The sequence below is a fragment of the Micromonospora sp. WMMD708 genome (assembly GCF_049315245.1).
In the GTDB taxonomy this organism is placed as follows: domain Bacteria; phylum Actinomycetota; class Actinomycetes; order Mycobacteriales; family Micromonosporaceae; genus Micromonospora; species Micromonospora wenchangensis.
In genome coordinates this window covers 2,784,611-2,804,643 of record NZ_CP186060.1, presented here as the reverse complement: position 1 = coordinate 2,804,643, position 20,033 = coordinate 2,784,611, and the positions used below count along the sequence as shown (strand labels likewise).

Genomic DNA, 20,033 nt, shown 5'->3' with positions numbered 1-20,033 from the left:
GACCCGGCATGGGTGGGCTGCGTAAACCGTTCCTGCTCCTGGCGCTGCTGGCGGTGGCGCTGGTGGTGGCGCTGGAGCTGGGCTCGTCGCTGCTGACCGGCGGCGGCGACGCGGGCGGGGCGCTGCTGGCCGGTGCCCGGGACCTGGGCGTGGACGTCGGCGAGGTGGGACGGATCAGTGAGCCGTCCGGCCGGGGCACCGGCTACCTGGCCCTCATCGACGTCGTGGCGCTCTGGACCACCGGCCTGTTCTGCCTGAGCCTGCTGCTCACCGAGCGGGTGCAGGGCCGGGTGCAGGGGGTGGCCACCCTGGTCTTCGCGGTCCTGCTGATCCTGGCGTCGCTGGTGCTGCTGGTGACCGTCTTCGTCGAGCTGACGGTGATGGTGTCGCTCTTCCTGGCCGTGCCGTTCGGCACGCTTGCCTACCTGGCGCTGTGGGGTTTCTTCCCGGTCGGCGAGGCCAGCCTGCTGCTCGGCCTGGTGCTGACGTTGAAGCTGGTCTGGGCCGGGCTGCTGCTGCTCGCCCAGCCCCGCTTCCTCCAGAACAAGGGACTCGTCCTGCTGGCGCTGACCACCCTGGTCTGCACGGTGGTGCTGGAGTTGCTGCACCGGCTGGTCCCGGTGATCCTGGTCAGCATCCTCGACGACGTGGGCGCGCTGGTCTTCGCCGTCGTGGCCCTCGTGTGGGGGCTGGTCCTGCTGGTGGGTTCCGTTCCCGCCATCGTCAAGGCCGTCCGCGCCACCGGGGTGCGGCGGGGTGGGACATGATGTGCCACCGACTGATATGACTGTCCGTCATAAACATGACGGACAGTCATATCAGTCCACCGCGGTATCGCCTTCCTGCGCCTACGGGCCGACGGAACCCGCGGCGGGCCCGCTCAGGGTCTACCCGGGGGCCCGGTCAGGACACGTGCCTCCGGTAGGCGTCGATGGTGGCGGCGAGGATGTCCGGGCCGGGGCGGGACCAGAGCGCCGCCTGGAACACCTCGACCTCGACCGGCCCGGTGTACCCGGCGGCGTCGACCGCCTCACGCAGCCGGCGCAGCTCCACACAGCCCTCACCGGGCAGCGCCCGGCCCAGCAGCACCCCCTCCGGCAGCGGGGTCACCCAGTCCGCCGCCTGGAACGCGGCGATCCGGTCGCCGGCGCGGGCGATCTGCGCGTATACCGTGTCGTCCCACCAGACGTGGTAGGTGTCCACCACCACGCCGACCACGGCGGGGTCGAACCGTTCGGCGATGTCGAGCGCCTGGCCGAGGGTGGAGATCACGCACCGGTCGGCGCTGAACATCGGGTGCAGCGGTTCGATGGCGAGGCGTACCCCGGCAGCGGCGGCCTCGTCGGCGAGCGCGGCGACGGCGTCGGCGACCTGCCGGCGGGCCCCGTCGACGTCGCGGCTGCCCGGGGGCAGACCACCGGAGACCAGCACCAGTTCCCGGGTGCCGAGGGTGGCCGCCTCCTCGATGGCCCGCCGGTTCTCGTCCCACCAGTCGGGGGTGGTGAAGAACCCGCCCCGGCACAGTGAGGTGACGGTCAGCCCGGCGGCACGGACCAGCCGGGCCGCCCGGTCGAGCCCGAACTCCTGGACGGGTTCGCGCCACAGGCCGATGCCGGGCACCCCGGCCGCGGCACAGCCGGCGACGGCCGCCTGAAGCGGCCAGTGCTGGGCGGTGGCCTGGTTGAACGAGAACCGTTCCAGCCCGGGTGCCGCCACCGGGGCCGCGCCGTCGGGGTGGACCGGGCCGTCGCCGGACGGCGCGGGGGCGGTCACTGGGGCACCCCGGCCACGGTGAGGTACGCCCGGGCCCGCGCGGCGGCCAGGTCCGCGTCGGGCAGCAGCCCGGCGGTGTCGGCGAGGACGAGCAGCCGGGCCAGGTGCGCCGGGGAGCGGCCGGACTGCTGCCCGGCCAGCATCGTGAAGTGCTCCTGGTGCCCGGCCAGCCAGGCGAGGAACACGATGCCGGTCTTGTAGAACCAGGTGGGCGCGGCGAACAGGTGCCGGGCCAACGGCAGGGTCGGGGCGAACACCGCGTCGTAGCGGTCCAGGTCACCTGCGTCGAGGGCGGCGAGCGCGGCGGCGGCGGCCGGCGCGATGGCCGCGAAGACACCGAGCAGGGCGTCGGAGTGGCCCTGCTCGTCGCCCCGGATCAGCTCCGGGTAGTGGAAGTCGTCGCCGGTGTAGAGGCGTACCCCGGCGGGCAGGCGGCGACGTAACGCGACCTCCCGGTCGGCGTCGAGCAGGGACACCTTGATCCCGTCGATCCTCCGCTGGTGCTGTTTGATCAGGTGCAGCACCGTCCCGGTGGCCTCGTCGAGGTCGGTCGAGCCCCAGTAGCCGGCCAGCGCCGGGTCGAACATGTCACCGAGCCAGTGCAGCACCACCGGTTCGTCGGCGGCGGTGAGCAGGTCGTCGTACACCCGCAGGTAGTCGTCGGGGCCGGTGGCGGCGGCGGCCAGGTGGCGGCTGCACATCAGCACCGGGCGGGCGCCGGCGGCGGTGACGTCGGCGAGCTGCTCGGCGTACGCCCGGGTCACCCGGTCCATGGTGGCCGGGCCGGGTGGGAGCTGGTCGGTGGCGACCCCGGCGACGATCCGCCCGCCGACCGCACGGGCCTCGGCGGCGCTGCGCCGGACCAGTTCCCGGGTGGCCGGGTAGTCCAGTCCCGCGCCGCGCTGGGCGGTGTCCATCGCCTCGGCCACCCCCAGCCCGTACGACCAGAGGTGCCGGCGGAAGGCGAGGGTGGTGTCCCAGTCGACGGCGGCCGGGGCGCCCGGGACGTTCTCCCCGCGCGGGTCGGCGACGACGTGCGCCGCCGCGTACGCCGTCCGGGTGGTCGACGGGCCGGCGGGGCGCCCGTGGCCGGCGCCCCCGCGCAGCCGGTGGGTGCCGCCGTCGGGCAGCCGGACGACGGCGGTCACCGGGACAGCTCCGGCACCTCGACCCGGCGGCCCTCCCGGGCGGAGCGCAGGCCCAGCTCGGCCAGTTGCACGCCGCGCGCGCCGGCCAGGAAGTCCCAGGTGAACGGGGAGCCGGTGACGACGTGCCGCAGGAACGCCTCCCACTGCACCTTGAAGCCGTTGTCGAACTCCTCGTTGTCGGGCACCTCGGTCCACTGGGCCCGGAAGTCCTCGGTGGCGGGCAGGTCGGGGTTCCACACCGGTTTGGGGGTGACCGCCCGGTGCTGGACCCGGCAGCGGCGCAACCCGGCGACGGCGCTGCCCTCGGTGCCGTCGACGTGGAACTCGACCAGTTCGTCGCGGTGCACCCGGGTGGTCCAGGACGAGTTGAGCGCGGCGATGATCCCGCCGTCGAGTTCGAAGATGCCGTACGCGGCGTCGTCGGCGGTGGCCGGGTAGGGCCGGCCGGCCTCGTCGACGCGCTGCGGTACGTGGGTGGCGGCGACGCAGGTGACCGCACGGACGGGGGCGAACAGCTCCTCCAGCACGTACTGCCAGTGCGGGAACATGTCCATCACGATGCCGCCGCCGTCCTCGGCGCGGTAGTTCCAGGACGGACGCTGGGCGGGCTGCCAGTCGCCCTCGAAGACCCAGTAGCCGAACTCGCCGCGGACGGACAGGATGCGGCCGAAGAACCCGCCGTCGATGAGCCGCTTGAGCTTGCGCAGCCCGGGGAGGAAGAGTTTGTCCTGCACGACGCCGGTGCGGATGCCGGCGGCGTCGGCGGCGCGGACCAGCTCCCACGCGGCGGCGCTGGACTCGGCGAGCGGCTTCTCGGTGTAGATGTGCTTGCCGGCGTCGATGGCCTGCCGGATGGCCTTCTCCCGCTGCTGGGTCACCTGGGCGTCGAAGTAGATCTCCGCGTCGTCGCGGGCGAGGGCGGCGGCGAGGTCGGTGGTCCAGTCGGTGAGGCCGTGCCGTTCCGCGACCGCCCGCAGCCGGGTCTCGTCCCGGCCCACCAGGATCGGCTCGGGCCAGATCCGGGTGCCGTCGTCCAGCGCCAGGCCCCCCTGTTCGCGCAGGGCGAGTAGGGAGCGGACCAGGTGCTGGCGGTAGCCCATCCGACCGGTGACGCCGTTGACGATGATGCCGATCGACCTTCGGGTCATGGTCGTCCTTCCCCTTTGCACATCACATAGGTAAGCGCTTTCCTAGCAGCCTAGGTGGCCGCCCCACCACGGGCAAGAGGCCACCGCCGACCGTTGCGGTAACCTGTCCGCTATCGCGCGGCCCCGACCGGGCCCGGACACTTTCGGGGGTGCCCATGGCGACGCTGGCCGATGTCGCCCGCCGCGCCGGGGTCTCCCCCGCCACCGCCTCCCGGGTGATCAACGGCAGCAGCAAACCGGTCGCCGACGAGCTGCGCGAACGGGTGCTGCGGGCCGTCGCCGACCTGCGGTACGTGCCCAACGCGCACGCCCAGCTGCTGGCCCGGCCGCAGCGCAGCGTGGTCGGCGTGGTGGTGCACGACGTGTCCGACCCGTACTTCGCCGAGCTGACCCGGGGACTGCAACGGGTCGCCACCGACCACGGCCGGCTGGTCATCATCTGCAACAGCTACCGCGACCCGGAACGCGAGCTGGAGTACGTGGAGCTGCTGCGCGCCCAGCAGGTCGCCGCGATCGTGCTGGCCGGCTCCGGCTACCACGACGCCACCTTCACCGCCCGGCTCGCCGAGAAACTGGCCGCCTACGAGGCGACCGGCGGCCGGGTGGCGGTCGTCGGCCGGCACGAACACCCCGGCGACGCGGTGATGCCGGCCAACGCCGACGGCGGCCGGCTGCTCGGCGCGGAACTGCTGCGCCGGGGGCACACCCGGATCGGGGTGGTCGCCGGCCCGCAGGTGCTGACCACCATCACCGACCGGCTCGACGGGCTGCGTGCCGCGCTCGCCGAGGGCGGCCACCCGCTGCCCGCCGAACGCGTCCGGTACGCCGACTTCGACCGCGACGGGGGTGCCCGCGCCGCCGGTGAACTGCTCGACGCCTTCCCCAAACTGACCGCGCTGGTGGCGTTGAACGACTCGATGGCGGTCGGCGCGCTGACCCTGCTGCGCGCCCGGGGCGTGCCGGTCCCCGGGCAGGTGTCGGTGGTCGGCTTCGACGACATGCCGGTCGCCGCCGACGTCACCCCGGCGCTGACCACCGTCCGGCTGCCCCTGGTGGAGCTGGGCGCGCGGGCGATGACCCTGGCGCTGGGCCCGGCCGCCGACCGGTCCCGGGTCGAGGTGCTGCCGGCCACCCTGGTCGTCCGGGACAGCCTCGGCCCCGCCCCGGCCTGACCCGCCCGCACCGGGCCGGCAGCACGGCGGGTGGGCGGGCGGGGTCGGCACCGGATCAGGCGGGGGTCGTCGCCAGCTCGGCGAGCCGGTCGATCTGCCGGGGGTCGGACAGCGCCGAACCCACCGCCACCACCCGTACCCCGGCGGCGAGGAAGTCGGCAGCGTTGCCCGCGTCGATCCCCCCGGTCGCCACGAACCGCAGCTCCGGCAGCGGGCCGGCCATCGCCTTGAACCACTGGGGGCCGAGGCTGGCCGCCGGGAACGCCTTGAGCCAGATCAGCCCGTGGTCGAGCGCGAGCTGCGCCTCGGTGGGGGTGGCCACCCCGGGCAGGTGCGGGATGCCGTAGCTGACCGCCGCGTCGGCCACCGCCAGGTCCAGCCCGGGGGCGACGGTGAACGCCGCGCCGGCGCTGGCGGCCTGCCGTACCTGGGCGGGGGTGCGCACCGTGCCGGCACCGACCCGGCGGCCCCGGTCCTTGCCCGCCTCCACCGCCGCCCGCAGGGACAGCGTGGCGTCCGGGGTACGGATCGGCACCTCGACCACGTCGATGCCGAGGTTCCAGGCCCGTTCGGCGAGCCGGACGGTCTCCGTCGGCGGCAGGTCCCGCAGGATCACCATCACCCGTGCGGTGCCGAACAGGGGTGCGAAGTCGTGCGCGGTCATCGACCGTTCCTTCCGGTGACGGGGGTGGGGAGCAGGCCGGCGTCGACCAGGTCCAGGCTCGCCCAGTCCTGCGCCGGCAACGCGAGGAGCCGGTCGGCCAGCGCCCGCCGCGGCGGCGGGGCGGTGTCCCCGGCGACGGTCAGGGCGGGGGCCGCGCAGAGGTGCCCGAGCCGCAGGCAGCGGTCCAGGTCGAGGCCGCGCAGCAGCCCCGACAGCAGGCCGGCGGCGAAGGCGTCGCCGGCTCCGACCGGCTCGTGCACCGGCACCCGCAGCGCCGGCACGAAGACGGCCGCAGCGTCCCTGGGCAGCGCGGTCGCCCCGACGGCGGCGTCCTTGACCACCACCAGTTCCGGGCCGGGCAGCAGGTCGCGCACGGCGGTCGGCCCGGTGACCCCCCACAGGGTGTGCGCCTCGTCGAGGCCGACCAGGACCACGTCGGCGGCGTCGGCGAGCCCGCGCAGCACCGGCGCGGCGGTCGCCGCCGGCCAGAGCCGGGCCCGGTGGTTGACGTCGAAGGTGACCCGGGCGGCGGGCAGCGGCCGGTCGGTGACCGCCCGGCGGACCAGGTCCGCGCAGGACGGCGAGAGGGCGGCGGTCACCCCGGACAGGTGCAGCAGGCGCGCCCCGGCCAGCGCCGGCTCGTCCAGCACCCCCGGGTGCAGCCGGGAGGCGGCCGACCCGGACCGGTAGTAGTGCACGGCGGTGCCGTCGGGCGTCGGGTCCTTGAGGTAGACGCCGGTCGGGGCGGTCGGGTCGACGGTGACCAGGCTGGTGTCCACGCCGGTGGCGGCGACGTGCCGCCGGACCCGCCGGCCGAACGGGTCGTCGCCGACCCGGCTGACCCAGGCGGTGCGGTGGCCGAGCGCGGCGAGCGCGCACGCCACGTTGGACTCCGCGCCGCCGACCGAGACGCCCAGCCGGTCGGCCCGGTCCAGCGGACCGGTCGGGTCGGGGCCGAGCACCACCATCGACTCGCCGACGGTGACCACCTCCGGGCCGGGCCCGGCCCCGCCGGTCGGGTCGGCGGCGGTCACTGCGGTTCCGCGGCGGCGAGCAGGGCGGCGACGCCGGCCCGGTCGCGTACCCCGTCGGCGACCAGCACCCGGTGCCGGCCGGTGCGCCGGCCACCGGCGGGCACCACGGCCGGCCGGTCGAAGGCGAAGGCCACACAGACGCCCGGGTACATCGCCGTCCGCACGAACCACCGGTCGCCGAGCCCCAGCCCGGTGAAGACCAGGGTGTACGCCCCACCGCCCGGCGCGACCCCGGTGAGCGCGACCCAGCGGGCGGCGCTGCCGTTGGCGGCCTGCTCGCCGTCGGCGTCGGCGGTGAACGTGACCGGCTCGCCGTCGGCGACGGCCCGCCAGAAGAAGCCGCCGTAGCCGGCCCCGCCGGGCCGCCCGTTGGTGGCGGGGCTGCCCAGGTGGACGTCGCGCCCGGCCGGGGCGGTGAGGGTGTAGTCGACGTCGAGCGCCCAGGCGTCCGGGGTCACCGGGGTCGCGGCGAGCCGGCGGTGCTCGGTGAGCAGCACCCCGCCGGCCCGGTCACGCCACTGCAACGCGTGTGCCAGCCGGTCCGGCGCGCGCTCCCGCCAGTGCGTGTGCGCGATCACGCCGTGGTCGTCGCGCCAGGTGTAGCCGGTGCCCCGGACGTACGTCCGACCGCCCCACAGGTTGGTGCCGTCGACGTCCTGTACGGCCAGCGACGCCCCGAGGTGCCAGACGTGGTCGGCGGGCAGGGCGTCGGTGACCGGGGTGCCGGCCAGGGTCCGGACCGGGTGCAGGTAGGGCCGGGGGCCGTGCCGGGGGTCCAGGTCGGGACACAGCACGTACCGGGCCACCTCGACGTCGCCGACGTGCAGCCGGGGATCGTCGTCGCCGGGGTCCGGGGCGGACCGCAGCGGGCCGGGGGCCGCCCCGGTCGGGGCCGGGTCGGCACGGGTCAGGGCCGGGGCGGGGCGGGGGTGACCGGTCACGGTGCCTCCATCCGGGCGGTGGGCCGGCGGGCGGCGACCGCGTGCAGGGCGGCCAACGCGTAGCCGGCCAGGATCGGCACCGCCACCGGGGTGACCAGTATCCCCAACACCCCGGCCACCGCGCAGACCCCGCCGGCCGCCGCCCAGGTCCCGGGCCGGGCCAGGCCGGTACGGGCGGCGACCCGGGCCGCACCCCGCCAGCCCCGCCCGCCGGTACGGCCGATCGCCACCACGGTCAGCCCGGCGTACCCGGCCAGGGCGGCGGTGACCACGGCGGTGCCGGCCAGCACGGGTCCGCCGCCGGGCACCCGGCCGGTGGCCAGGGCGACCAGGTCGACGCCGAGCGCGACGGCGACGGCCAGTCCGACGGCGCTGGCCACCAGGCCGGCGGGCAGCGCCCGGCCGAACCGGGACAGCGTGGTGCGCAGGTCCGGCCAGCCGCCGAGGGTGAGCCGGTCGTGCACGGCGGCGCTGGCGGTGGCCAGAGCCGGGGCGAGGGTGAGCACCGGCAGCGCGGCCAGCGTCACGGCGAACCCGAGCAGCGCCAGGTCGGTGGCGTCGCGCAGGGTGTCGCGCCAGTCCCGGCGCAGGGGTGTCTCGTCCTCCTGCGCCACCGGTACGGCGGTCATCCCTTCAGCCCGCTGGTGTTGATGCCCTCGACCAGCATCCGTTGGAAGGCCAGGAAGAACAGGAAGACCGGCAGCAGCGACAGCACCGACATGGCGAACATCGGGCCGACCGCGCTCTGGCTGGTGGAGTCGATGAACAGGGTCAGCGCCACCGGCACGGTGTAGTCGTCCAGGCTGGACAGGAAGACCAGTTGCCGGAAGAAGTCGTTCCAGGTCCAGATGAACGAGAAGATCGCGGTGGTGACCAGCGCCGGGCGGCTCAGCGGCAGGATGACGTGCCGGAAGATGCCGTACGGGCTGGCCCCGTCGATCTTGGCGGCCTCGTCGAGTTCGCGCGGGATGCCCCGCATGAACTGCACCATGAGGAACACGAAGAACGCCTCGGTGGCCAGGAACTGCGGGATGAGCAGCGGCAGGTAGGGCCAGTCCCCGCCGACCAGGCCGAGGCTGCGGAACAGGATGTACTGCGGCACGATCAGCACGTGGCCGGGGAGCAGCAGGGTGCCGATCATGACGGCGAACCAGACGCCCCGCAGCCGGAACCGCAACCGGGCCAGGGCGTACGCGGCGAGCAGGCAGGAGACCGCGTTGCCGACCACGGTCAACAGGCTGACCATGGCGCTGTTGAGGAAGAACGTGCCGAAGCTGAGGTCGAAGTTGCCCCAGCCGGCGGTGTAGTTGCCCGGGGTGAACCGCTCGGGCAGCAGGCCGACGTTGTTGACGATCTCTTCCGGCGACTTGACCGAGGTACCCACCATCCACAGCAGCGGGTAGAGCACCACCGCCACGATCACGATCAGCACCAGCAGTCGTACGGCCTGCCGGCCGCCCTGCCGCCGGCCCGGCCGCCGCGCCGTCGAGGTCACCGCCACCATCACTTCTCCCCGTCGGAGTAGTGCACCCAGAACCGCCCGGTGCTGAAGAAGACCACGGTGATCAGGCCGATCGCGAGCAGGAACACCCAGGCCATCGCGGAGGCGTAGCCCATCTCCAGGTCGGTGAAGCCTGCGATGTAGAGCTTCAGGGTGTACATCAGGGTGGAGTCGACCGGGCCGCCGGTGCCGTTGCTGAGCACGAAGGCGGCGGTGAAGCCCTGGAACCCGTTGATGGTCTCCAGCACCAGGTTGAAGAAGATGACCGGGGAGAGCATCGGCAGGGTGACGTGCCAGAACTGGCGGAACCGGCCGGCGCCGTCGACGGAGGCGGCCTCGTACAGCTCGGTGGGGACCTGCTTCAACCCGGCCAGGAAGATCACCATGGGGGCGCCGAACTGCCAGATCGCCAGCACCATCAGGGTCTGCAACGCCCAGTCCGGGTCGCTGACCCAGGGCAGCCCCTCGATGCCGAACAGCGCGAGGAACGAGTTGAACGCGCCGTCCCGGTTGAACATGTTGACCCAGACGATGGCCAGCGCGACGCTGCCGCCGAGCAGCGACGGCAGGTAGAACAGCGCCCGGAACAGGCCCACCCCCCGCCACGCCCGGTTGAGCAGCAGCGCCACCCCGAGGGCGGCGGCCAGCTTCAGCGGTACGGCCACCAGGGCGAAGGTCACCGTCACCCGCACCGCGTGCCAGTACGACGGGTCGGCGGTGAACATCCGCTCGTAGTTGGCCAGCCCCACCCACTGCACCTCGGACAGCGGGGTGAGGATGTCGTAGTTGGTGAAGCTCAGCCAGAGCGAGAGCAGCATGGGGATCGCCGTGACGCCCATCAGTCCGATGAGCCAGGGCGAGAGGAATACGTACCCCGCCAGTCCTTCGGCGTGCCGGTCCCGCCCGCCCCGACGCCGCTTGGCGTGGGGGCGGGCGGGACCGGTGCGTCCGGTCCGGCCGGGCGCCGTGGTGAGGGCCACGGGTCCGGCTCCTTTCGTCGTCCGTGGTGCGCCGGTCAGGCGATCGCGGACTTGCAGGCGGCGAGGAACTGCTCGGCGGCCTGTTCCGGGGTGGCCCGCTGGTACTGGACGTTCTCGGCGGCCTTGACCAGCTCGGACTTGACCTTGCTGTGTCCCTTGATCGGCACCTGCGGCGACGTGCCGAACTTCTGCGCCAGTTCGGTCTCGACCTGGATGGACTGCTTCATCGCCGGGTCGGTCACCGTCTGGCTGACCGTGGCTCGCAGGTCCATGTTCGACGGCAGGCCGCGGTCGGTGCCGAGCAACGCCACCGCCTCCGGGTCGTTGGCCAGGAAGTTGATCACATCGACGGCGGTGTCCCGGTGCTTGCTGCCCTTGAACACCGACCAGTACATCGAGGCACGGGCCCACTGGGCGCTCGGGTCACCCGGGTAGGCCACCACCCCCAGCTCGTCCTTGGTGTTCTTCTTCAGGTCCGGCATCTGGTTGACCCAGACCCAGGAGGTCGCGGCCTTGCCGGTGACCACGAGCTGCTTGGTCACGTCGCTGGCGTTGCCCTCGTGGATCACGTCGGCGGTGGGGGTGGCGCCCCGGTCCCGGGCGCCCTTCCACAGGGTGAACCACTTCGTCACGTCCTCGGCGGTGAACCCGAGGTCGTTGCCGTTGTAGAGGTCCTTGCCCTGCTGGCGCAGCCAGACCCAGAACGCCTTGTAGTCGGCGCTCGGGTCCTGGGTGCCGGGGATCTTGGCCTTCTTCGCCACCTGCTCGGCCCAGGCGATGTGCTCCTCCCAGCTCTGGCCGGTGGTCGGCTCCGGAAGGCCGTTCCTGGTCAGCAGGGTCTTGTTGTAGACCAGCCCCTGGGTGTTCTCCCCGGCGGCCACCCCGGCCAGCTTGCCGTCGACGACGCCGTACTCCAGCAGGCTCTTGGGGAACTTCGACACGTCGAGCTTGCCGGAGTCCTGGTAGCTCTTGAGGTCGAGCACGGTGCTGCGGCCGGCGTACTCGGCCAGGTAGTTGTCGTCGATCTGGAACAGGTCCGGCGGGTTGCCACCGGCGGTGAGGGTGGCCAGCTTGTCGAAGTAGCCCTGGTTGGCCTGCCAGGTCTTCTCGAACGTCACGTTCGGGTGCTTCTTGGTGTAGAGGGCGAGGGCATCCTCGGTGAGCTTGGCCCGCGCCTCACCGCCCCACCAGAAGACGGAGAGCTTGACCTGGCCGTCGTCACCGGCGGAGTCGTCGCCGCACGCCGCCGCGCCGAACATCAGCGGTACGGCGACGGCGGTGGCGACCACGCCGCGCAGGAATCGACGACGGGGCACGGGGGTACGGTGGTGCGGTTCGGCCGGCGTGCCGGCGGTGGGGGACGTTGCGGGGTGCATGCGCTCACTCCTCGGGTTAGGAGGCGACGACGCCACCGGTGGTCACGGTCGGGCCGCCCGGGTCCGCAAGGCGATGCGGACCCGGGCCATCCGGATCGGAACCGGGACGGGATCGACCGGGTACGGGTCCGGTCGAGTCGCGAATGACCAGTTCGGTCTGGAGCATTACCTGTGCGGTGGTACGACGGTCGCCGACGGCCGCTGCCCGTCCCCCGCCGCGCGGGCGTGGGTCGGAGTCGTGTTGCAGCAGCATGTCGACGGCCGTCCGGCCGGCGGCCGCGGTTGGCGTGGCCACCGTCGTCAACTTGGGGCGGGTGAGTCGGCTCAGCGCGATGTCGTCGACGCCGACCACGCTGACGTCCTGCGGTACCCGGATGCCGAGCTGGTCGAGCCCCTCGATCAGCCCGATCGCCATCAGGTCGTTGTAGGCGAGCACGGCGGTGACGCCGCTGTCGCGTACCCGGGCGGCCAGCTCACCGCCGCCGGTCTCGGTGGGCGGGTTGGGCCCGAGCACGGTCAGCTCGGCCCCGCCGGAGCGGGCGGCGGCGCCGGCCGCCCGACGCATCTGCTGGTGGGTCCAGGAGCCGCGCGGGCCGCCGAGCAGGGCGATCCGCCGGTGGCCGAGGCCGAGCAGGTGCTCGATCGCGGCGCGCGCCCCCTGGCCGACGTCCATCATCACGCAGGGCAGGCCGGTGACCTGCCGGTTTATCACCACCACCGGGACCTCCCGGCTGACCTGCTCGATCAGGCCGTTGCTCATCCGGGGGCTGCACAGCAGCACCCCGTCGACCTGCTTGGCCAGCGCGTGGACCAGTTCCTCCTCGGCGGCCGGGTCCTCGTTGGTGTCGGCCACGAAGACGTGGTAGTCGCGGTGCCGGGCCTGCCCCTCGGCCGCCTTGATCAGTGGCGGGAAGAACGGGTTGGCGATGTCGGCGATGATCAGGCCGATGTTGTGCGTCCGCCCGGTGATCAGGGCGCGGGCGGCCCGGTTGGGCCGGTAGCCGAGGTCCTCGGCGCAGGCCAGCACCCGGCCCCGGGTCTCCGGGTTGACCAGGTGCGGCGCCGAGAAGGTGCGGGACACCGTGGAGATGTGCACGCCCGAGGCCCGCGCGACGTCGCGGATGGTGGCTGGCACGGGCGGCCCTCTCGTCGATGGTGTGGTCGGGGTCACGTGGGTGCCGCCAATTAATGCAAACGGTTGCTCCACTGTCAACGGGCGATTGTTACAGGTCGATTGCGGAGGCGCTCCTACCATGCCCCCTTAAGCACATGAACCGGGATCTATGCCACGGGATTGGCATCGATCGTTGACGTGCTCTTCACCGGCGTGGTTTCTTCACTGCAAACCTTTGCAGCCACCGGGAGGTCCACGGATGCCACCACCAGCCACGCCACGTCGACGGCACGCCCTCGTCGGCACCGGGGCGCGGGCGGAGATGTTCGTCCGGGCCCTGGTCACCGGGCACGCCGACACCGCCGAGCTGGTCGCCTTCGCCGACGTCAACCAGACCCGGATGGACGCCCACAACCGGTGGCTGACCGAGCTGGGCCATCCGGCCGTGCCGACGTACCCGGCCGCCGACTTCACCACCATGCTCGCCAGGGAACGCGTCGACGTGGTGCTGGTGACCAGCGTCGACGTCACCCACGACGAGTACATCGTGGCGGCCCTGCACGCCGGCTGCGACGTGATCACCGAGAAACCGATGACCGTCGACGCGACCCGCTGCCGGCGCATCCTCGACGCGGTCGCCGAGACCGGCCGGCAGGTCACCGTCGCCTTCAACTACCGCTACAACCCGTTGCACGAACAGGTCAGAACGCTGCTCGCCGACGGCGCGGTCGGCGAGATCGGCTCGGTGCACTTCGAGTGGCTGCTCGACGTACGGCACGGCGCGGACTACTTCCGCCGCTGGCACCGGGACAAGGCCAGCTCCGGCGGGCTGATGGTGCACAAGGCCAGCCACCACTTCGACCTGGTGAACTGGTGGCTCGACGCCACCCCGGTCGAGGTGTACGCCGCCGGCCGGCTGTTCTTCTACGGCGAGGGGGGCCGCCGGCACGGCTACGCCCGCGACTACGACCGGGCGCACGACTCCCCCGCCGCCGCCGACGACCCGTTCGCCCTGCGGCTGGCCCAGCACCCCCGGCTGCGCGAGCTGTACCTCGACGCCGAGGCCGAGGACGGCTACCAGCGCGACCGCAACGTCTTCGCCCCCGGGGTGAGCATCGAGGACGACATGGCGGTGCTGGCCCGCTACTCCACCGGCGCGACGATGACCTACCACCTCACCGCCTACGCCCCCTGGGAGGGCTACCGGGTGATGGTCAACGGCAGCCGGGGCCGGCTGGAACTGGAGGTGACCGAGAGCGACTTCGTCAGCCCGGCCGCCGCCGGGGCGCTCAAGGGGGCCGCCCTGCACGGCGACGAGGCCGCCGCCGAACACGGCGCGGCCACCCTCACCCTGCGTCCGTTCTGGGCCCCACCCACCCGGATACCGGTGCCGGGCTACACCCGGCAGGGCCACGGCGGCGCGGACGTCCGGATGACCCGGGTGATCTTCGGCGGCGAGCCGGACCCGCTGGGCCGGGCCGCCACCGCACGCGACGGGGCACTGGCCCTGCTCACCGGGCTGGCCGCCAACCGCTCCTTCGACACCGGCGAACCGGTCCGCGTCGCCGACCTGCTCACCCTGCCCTGACCGGGCCGGGCCCCGCACGCCCGGCACCGCCGACCCCGCCCCGAACCGCCGGCCCTCCGCCCGTACCCGAGGAGTCCTCCGACGTGCCGACCTCCCCCGACCTGCTCCTGCCGACCGACCCGGGCGTCCGGGCCATCGCCCGCGAGCTGTACGCCCTCGCCGGCCCGCAGCCGATCATCTCGCCGCACGGGCACGTCGACCCGGCGCTGCTGGCCGAGGACCGGCCCTTCCCGGACCCGGCCCGGCTGCTGATCGTGCCCGACCACTACCTCACCCGGATGCTGCTCAGCCAGGGTGTGCCGCCGGCCGAACTGGGGGTGCCCAGCGTCGACGGCAGCCCGGTGGAGACCGACGGCCGGACCATCTGGCGGCGCTTCGCCGACCACTGGTACCTGTTCCGGGGCACCCCGTCGCGGCTGTGGCTGGAACGTACCTTCAGCGAGGTGTTCGGGGTGGACACCGCGCTCACCCCGGCCACCGCCGACGCCGTCTACGACGAGGTGGCCGCCCGGCTCGCCGAGCCGGAGTTCCGGCCCCGGGCACTGTTCACCCGGTTCCGCATCGAGGTGCTCGCCACCACCGAGTCGCCGCTGGACGACCTCGCCGCGCACGCCAAGCTCGCCGCCGACGGCTGGGGCGGGCCGGGCGGCCGGGTGGTCACCACGTTCCGCCCGGACAACGTCGTGGACATGGAGTTCGACGGCTGGGCCGACAACGTGGCCCGGCTCGGCGAGGTGGCCGGCGTCGACACCGGCACCTACGCCGGCTACCTGGACGCGCTGCGGACCCGCCGGGCGGCGTTCGTCGCGGCCGGCGCGACCTGCTCCGACCACGGCCACCCCACCGCCCGGACGCTGCTGCTCGACGCCGACGAGGCGGCGCGGCTCTACGACCGGGGCCGGCGCGGGCTGGCCGACGCCGCCGACGCCGAGGCGTTCCGGGCGCACATGCTGGTGGAGTTCGCCCGGATGTCGCTCGACGACGGGCTGGTGCTGCAACTGCACCCCGGCGCCGTGCGCAACCACAACCGCAAGCTCTACGCCACCCACGGCCGCGACGTCGGCGGGGACGTCCCGCACGCCACCGAGTACGTGCACGCGCTGGCCCCGCTGCTCGACGCGTACGGCAACGACCCACGGCTGCGGGTGGTGCTCTACACCCTCGACGAGTACACGTTCACCCGGGAGCTGGCCCCGCTGGCCGGCGGCTACGCCGCGCTCTACCTCGGCGCGCCCTGGTGGTTCCTGGACTCCCCGGAGGTGCTGCGCCGGTTCCGGGAGGCGGTCACCGAGTCCGCCGGGTTCTACAACACCGCCGGGTTCGTCGACGACACCCGCGCGTTCTGCTCCATCCCGGTCCGCCACGACGTGGCCCGCCGCATCGACGCCGGTTTCCTGGCCCGCCTCGTCGCCGAGCACCGGCTCAGCGAGGACGAGGCCGCCGAGACGGTCGTCGACCTGGCGTACCGGCTGCCCAAGAAGGTCTTCAGGTTCGGAGGGTCCGCATGAGCACCAGGATCACCGACGTCGACGTGCACGACGTCCGGTTCCCCACCGCGGCGGCCGGCGACGGCTCGGACGCGATCAACCGGGGGGACTACTCGGCCAGCTACGTCGAGCTGCGCACCGACGGCGGCCCGACGGGCGCCGGGTTCACCTTCACCAACGGCCGGGGCAACGAGATCACCTGCGCCGCGATCGAGGCCCTCGCCCACCACGTGCGCGGGCGCACCGTCGCCGAGATCGCCGCCGAGCCGGTCGCGTTCTGGCGCTCGCTCACCGCCGACGTGCAGCTGCGCTGGCTGGGGCCGGAGAAGGGGGTCATCCACATGGCCGCCGGCGCGCTGGTCAACGCGGTCTGGGACCTGCGGGCCAAGCTGGCCGGCAAGCCGATGTGGCGCTACCTCGCCGAGCTGTCCACCGACGAGCTGGTCGCCAACGTCGACTTCCACCACATCACCGACGCGCTCACCCCCGACGAGGCCGCCACCATCCTGGACAAGGGGCTGGTCGGCGCGGCGGACCGGCTCGCCGTGCTGGAGCAGGACGGTTTCCCGTCGTACACCACGTCGGTCGGGTGGTTGGGGTACCCGGACGACAAGGTGCGGGCGCTGACCCGCGAGGCGTACGCGCAGGGGTGGCGGGCGATGAAGATGAAGGTCGGCGGCCCGCCCGCCGACGACCTGCGCCGGGCGAGGATCATCCGGGCCGAGATCGGCCCGGACGCGCTGCTGATGATGGACGCCAACCAGGTCTGGGACGTCGACGAGGCGATCACCAACATGACCGCGCTGGCCGAGGTCGACCCGTACTGGATTGAGGAGCCGACGCACGCCGACGACATCCTCGGCCACGCCCGGATCGCCCGCGCGGTGACCGGGCTGACCGACGGCCGGTGCCGGGTCGCCACCGGCGAGGTGGCCGCCAACCGGGTGATTTTCAAGCAGCTGCTCCAGGCCGAGGCGATCGGCGTGATGCAGATCGACGCCTGCCGGGTCGCCGGGGTCAACGAGGTGCTGGCCGAGATCCTGCTGGCGGCGAAGTTCGGGGTGCCGGTCTGCCCGCACGCCGGCGGCGTCGGCCTCTGCGAGTACGTGCAGCACCTGGCGATCTTCGACTACCTGCGGGTCGGCACCAGCCTGGACGGACGGATGGTCGAGTACGTCGACCACCTGCACGAGCACTTCGTCGACCCGGTCCGCACCCGGGGCGGCAGGTACCTGCTGCCCACCGCCCCCGGCTACAGCGCCACCATGCGCCCCGAGTCGGTCGCGCGGTTCCGCTTCCCGGACGGCCCGGTGTGGCGGTGAACGTCGGCACCGACCGGCTGGGCCTGGCCACCCTGCACCGGCTGCCCGAGCAGAGCCGACCGCTGGTCCGGCCGGGCACCGTACCGGCCGGCATCGTCCACCTCGGACTGGGCGCGTTCCACCGGGCCCACCAGGCGGTCTGCACCGAGGCGGCGATCGACGCGGCCGGCGGTGACTGGGGCATCGTCGGCGTCGCCCCGCGCAGCACCACGCTGGTCGAGGCGCTCGCCGCGCAGGACGCCCTGTTCAGCGTCACCACGCTGGCCGCCGACCGGTCGGCCACCCGGGTGGTCGGCGCGCTGGCCGGGGTCCGGCACGCGGCCAGCGACCCGGCGGCGGTGGTCGCGTTGCTCGCCGACCCGGCGATCCGGGTGGTGACGCTGACGGTGACCGAGAAGGCGTACCGGCTCGACCCGGTCTCCGGGGCGTTGCGGGCCGACGACGAGCTGACCCTCGACCTGACCACCGACCGGCCCCCGGTCACCGTGCCCGGCCTGCTGGTGCGCGGACTGCTCGCCCGCGCCGCCGCGCAGGCGGGGCCGATCGCGCTGGTCAGCTGCGACAACCTGCCGTCGAACGGGCGGCGGCTGCGCGGCCTGGTGCAGCAGTCGCTGGCGCTGGCCGGGGTGCCGGACGCCGTCCAGGATGCCCTCGCCGGGCAGGTCAGCTTCCCCGGCACGATGGTGGACCGGATCGTCCCGGCCAGCACCGCCGCGACGCTGGCGGACGCCCGCGCCGCGCTGGGGGTCACCGACCTGGCGGCGGTGGCCGCCGAGCCGTACCTCCAGTGGGTGATCGAGGACGACTTCCCCGGCGGGCGGCCCCGGTGGGAGCAGGCCGGCGCGGTGCTCACCACCGACGCCGGCCCGTGGGAGCGGCTGAAACTGCGCGGCCTCAACGGCGTGCACTCGGCGGTGGCCTACCTGGGGGCGGTGGCCGGCCGCGAGACGATCGCGGACGCGCTGGCGCTGCCCGGCCTGACCGACGTGCTACGCCGGTTCGTCGCCGACGACGTGGCCGAAAGCTTCACCCCACCCGAGGGGACGACCGTCGTCGGGTACGGCGACGAGGTGCTGGTCCGGTTCGCCAACCCGGCGATCCGGCACCGCACCCTCCAGGTGGCCATGGACGGGTCGCAGAAGCTGCCGCAGCGGGTCCTGCACACCGCCGCCGACCTGCGCGCCCAGGGCCGTCCGGCGTACTGGTCGGCGCTGGTCGTGGCGGCCTGGCTGCGGTTCCTCGACGGGCGGGCCGACGACGGCACGGCGCTGCCGCTCGACGACCCGCTGGCCGACCGGATCACCACCGCGCTCGCCGCCGCCGACGGCACCGCCGCCGGCACGGTCGCGGCGGTGTTCGCCCTGTCCGAGGTGTTCCCGGCCGCGCTCGCCGAGGACGACGGGTTCCGCGCCGACGTGGCCGGCTGGCTGGACGCGCTGCGGAGCCACCCGGTGGCGGCGGTCCTGGCCGGTGCGGCGTGACGGGCCCGGTGCCGCCGACCGCCGCCGGTGGGCCCGCCGCCCGGGGCGCCCCGGCGGCCCCCGCCGCGACGCCGTCGCGCGCCCCGGCCGGGGCCGCCGCGACGGCCGTGCCCCGGGTGGCGATCGTCGGCGCGAACGGGCACGGCCGCTGGCACCGGCGCAGCGTCGCCGGGCTGCACGCGGCGGGACGGCTGCGGCTGGTGGCGCTGGTCGACGTGCGGCCGATCGAGGACGAGCCGGCCGCGCCGGTGCCGCCCGGGGTCAGCGTGCACACCGACCACCGGGAGATGCTCGCCGCCACCCGCCCGGACGTGGTGATCGTCTGCACCCCGCCGCACACCCACCTGCCGATCGCCCTGGACGTCCTCGCCGCCGGTGCCGACCTGCTGCTGGAGAAGCCACCGGTGCTGTCCACCGCCGAGCACCGGACGCTGGCCGGGGCGCTGGCCGCGACCGGCCGGGCCTGTCAGGTCGGTTTCCAGGCGCTCGGCTCGATGGCGCTGGCGCAACTGTCGGCCGCCCTCGGGCAGGGCCGGCTGGGCACCGTCACCGGCATCGGGACGGTCGCCTGCTGGCAACGCCCCGACGGCTACTACGCGCGGTCGCCGTGGGCCGGCCGACGCAGCCTGCACGGCCGGCCGGTGCTCGACGGCGCGCTGGCCAACCCGCTGGCGCACGCGGTGATGCAGTGCCTGGCGGTCGCCCAGACGGTGACCGGCGGGCCGGTGCGGCCGGCGCGGATCGAGCTGGAGCGCTACCGGGTCCGCCCGATCGAGGTGGACGACACCGCCACCCTGCGCGTCGTCACCCCGGGCGGGCCGCCGATCGTGGCGGCGGTGACGCTGGCCGGGGAGGACTTCGTCGCCGGGGAGGTGATCGTGACCGGCACCGCCGGGCGGGCGGTGCTGGAGTACCCCACCGACCGGTTGCTGCTGCCCGGCGACCCGCAGCCCCGGGAGGTGCCGGGGCGGCGGGGGCTGCTGGAGAACCTGCTCGCCCACCGGGCCGACCCGGCCGGCACCCCGCTGATCGCCCCGCTGTCCCGCACCGCGCCGTTCACCGCCGTGCTGGAACAGGTGCAGCGCGCCCCCGAACCGACCCTGCTCGGCGGCGACCTGGTCACGGCCACCGGCAGCGGGCCGGAACGGGTGGTGACGGTACCCGGGATCAACGCCGCGCTACGCCGGGCCGCCGAACAGGGCGCGCTGCTGTCGGAGCTGGCCGTGCCGTGGGCGGTGCCGCCGGTGCGGATCCCCCTGGCGGCGCTGGACGACTGACGCACCATCCACCACCACCCTGCGGAG

The 20,033-nt window shown here is 74.1% G+C and carries 18 protein-coding genes; 7 read left to right on the top strand and 11 right to left on the bottom strand.

The window, feature by feature from the left end; translation table 11 throughout:
• Nucleotides 1-8: 8 nt before the first annotated feature.
• The gene (locus tag ACN260_RS12290; RefSeq protein WP_422756088.1) at nt 9-767 is read left to right on the top strand and encodes a hypothetical protein; all 759 of its coding nucleotides are present in this window, start codon (nt 9-11) and stop codon (nt 765-767) included.
• Between the two features lie 136 nt (nt 768-903).
• Here ACN260_RS12290 and ACN260_RS12285 read toward each other — a convergent pair whose 3' ends face one another.
• The 3 genes from ACN260_RS12285 to ACN260_RS12275 form a co-directional block, all read right to left on the bottom strand.
• The gene (locus ACN260_RS12285; protein WP_422756693.1) at nt 904-1,701 is read right to left on the bottom strand and encodes a sugar phosphate isomerase/epimerase family protein; all 798 of its coding nucleotides are present in this window, start codon (nt 1,699-1,701) and stop codon (nt 904-906) included.
• Between the two features lie 68 nt (nt 1,702-1,769).
• Nucleotides 1,770-2,921, bottom strand: coding sequence for a dihydrodipicolinate synthase family protein (locus tag ACN260_RS12280; RefSeq protein WP_422756087.1), 1,152 nt, complete (start codon nt 2,919-2,921; stop codon nt 1,770-1,772).
• Nucleotides 2,918-4,069, bottom strand: coding sequence for a Gfo/Idh/MocA family protein (locus ACN260_RS12275; RefSeq protein WP_422756086.1), 1,152 nt, complete (start codon nt 4,067-4,069; stop codon nt 2,918-2,920). The genes ACN260_RS12280 and ACN260_RS12275 overlap by 4 nt, the downstream gene beginning before the upstream one ends.
• Before the next feature lie 155 nt (nt 4,070-4,224).
• On the opposite strand from ACN260_RS12275, the gene ACN260_RS12270 reads away from it, so the two are divergent.
• Nucleotides 4,225-5,241: a LacI family DNA-binding transcriptional regulator gene (locus ACN260_RS12270; RefSeq protein ID WP_422756692.1), complete on the top strand. Its 1,017-nt coding sequence runs from the start codon at nt 4,225-4,227 to the stop codon at nt 5,239-5,241.
• Between the two features lie 55 nt (nt 5,242-5,296).
• Here ACN260_RS12270 and ACN260_RS12265 read toward each other — a convergent pair whose 3' ends face one another.
• From ACN260_RS12265 to ACN260_RS12230, 8 genes are read right to left on the bottom strand one after another with little or no spacing between them, the layout of a single operon-like run.
• A complete protein-coding gene (locus tag ACN260_RS12265; RefSeq protein ID WP_357930049.1) occupies nt 5,297-5,905 on the bottom strand; it encodes a bifunctional 4-hydroxy-2-oxoglutarate aldolase/2-dehydro-3-deoxy-phosphogluconate aldolase in 609 nt (202 codons plus the stop codon).
• A complete protein-coding gene (locus tag ACN260_RS12260) occupies nt 5,902-6,939 on the bottom strand; it encodes a sugar kinase (RefSeq protein WP_422756085.1) in 1,038 nt (345 codons plus the stop codon). Before ACN260_RS12260 ends, ACN260_RS12265 begins: the two co-directional genes overlap by 4 nt.
• Complete coding sequence (locus ACN260_RS12255) at nt 6,936-7,880, bottom strand: PmoA family protein (protein WP_422756084.1); 945 nt, start codon at nt 7,878-7,880, stop codon at nt 6,936-6,938. Before ACN260_RS12255 ends, ACN260_RS12260 begins: the two co-directional genes overlap by 4 nt.
• On the bottom strand, nt 7,877-8,509 hold the full coding sequence (locus tag ACN260_RS12250) for a hypothetical protein (RefSeq protein WP_422756083.1): 633 nt from the start codon (nt 8,507-8,509) through the stop codon (nt 7,877-7,879). The genes ACN260_RS12255 and ACN260_RS12250 overlap by 4 nt, the downstream gene beginning before the upstream one ends.
• On the bottom strand, nt 8,506-9,384 hold the full coding sequence (locus tag ACN260_RS12245; protein ID WP_422756082.1) for a carbohydrate ABC transporter permease: 879 nt from the start codon (nt 9,382-9,384) through the stop codon (nt 8,506-8,508). Before ACN260_RS12245 ends, ACN260_RS12250 begins: the two co-directional genes overlap by 4 nt.
• Nucleotides 9,384-10,361, bottom strand: a complete 978-nt coding sequence (locus ACN260_RS12240) for a carbohydrate ABC transporter permease (RefSeq protein ID WP_422756081.1) — start codon at nt 10,359-10,361, stop codon at nt 9,384-9,386. Before ACN260_RS12240 ends, ACN260_RS12245 begins: the two co-directional genes overlap by 1 nt.
• 35 nt (nt 10,362-10,396) lie before the next feature.
• Nucleotides 10,397-11,737: an ABC transporter substrate-binding protein gene (locus tag ACN260_RS12235; RefSeq protein ID WP_422756080.1), complete on the bottom strand. Its 1,341-nt coding sequence runs from the start codon at nt 11,735-11,737 to the stop codon at nt 10,397-10,399.
• A gap of 16 nt (nt 11,738-11,753) precedes the next feature.
• Nucleotides 11,754-12,872, bottom strand: a complete 1,119-nt coding sequence (locus tag ACN260_RS12230; RefSeq protein WP_421482409.1) for a LacI family DNA-binding transcriptional regulator — start codon at nt 12,870-12,872, stop codon at nt 11,754-11,756.
• Between the two features lie 238 nt (nt 12,873-13,110).
• Here ACN260_RS12230 and ACN260_RS12225 point away from each other — a divergent pair, with 238 nt between their 5' ends.
• From ACN260_RS12225 to ACN260_RS12205, 5 genes are all read left to right on the top strand, one after another.
• Nucleotides 13,111-14,439: a Gfo/Idh/MocA family protein gene (locus ACN260_RS12225; RefSeq protein ID WP_422756079.1), complete on the top strand. Its 1,329-nt coding sequence runs from the start codon at nt 13,111-13,113 to the stop codon at nt 14,437-14,439.
• An 83-nt stretch (nt 14,440-14,522) separates the two neighbouring features.
• Nucleotides 14,523-15,947 carry a glucuronate isomerase gene (uxaC, locus tag ACN260_RS12220; protein WP_422756078.1) on the top strand — a complete coding sequence of 475 codons (1,425 nt, stop codon included), beginning with the start codon at nt 14,523-14,525 and terminating at the stop codon, nt 15,945-15,947.
• Nucleotides 15,944-17,248, top strand: a complete 1,305-nt coding sequence (locus tag ACN260_RS12215; protein WP_422756077.1) for an enolase C-terminal domain-like protein — start codon at nt 15,944-15,946, stop codon at nt 17,246-17,248. Before uxaC ends, ACN260_RS12215 begins: the two co-directional genes overlap by 4 nt.
• Nucleotides 17,239-18,729 carry a mannitol dehydrogenase family protein gene (locus ACN260_RS12210; RefSeq protein ID WP_422756076.1) on the top strand — a complete coding sequence of 497 codons (1,491 nt, stop codon included), beginning with the start codon at nt 17,239-17,241 and terminating at the stop codon, nt 18,727-18,729. The genes ACN260_RS12215 and ACN260_RS12210 overlap by 10 nt, the downstream gene beginning before the upstream one ends.
• A complete protein-coding gene (locus ACN260_RS12205; protein WP_422756075.1) occupies nt 18,726-20,006 on the top strand; it encodes a Gfo/Idh/MocA family protein in 1,281 nt (426 codons plus the stop codon). Before ACN260_RS12210 ends, ACN260_RS12205 begins: the two co-directional genes overlap by 4 nt.
• Nucleotides 20,007-20,033 lie beyond the last annotated feature (27 nt).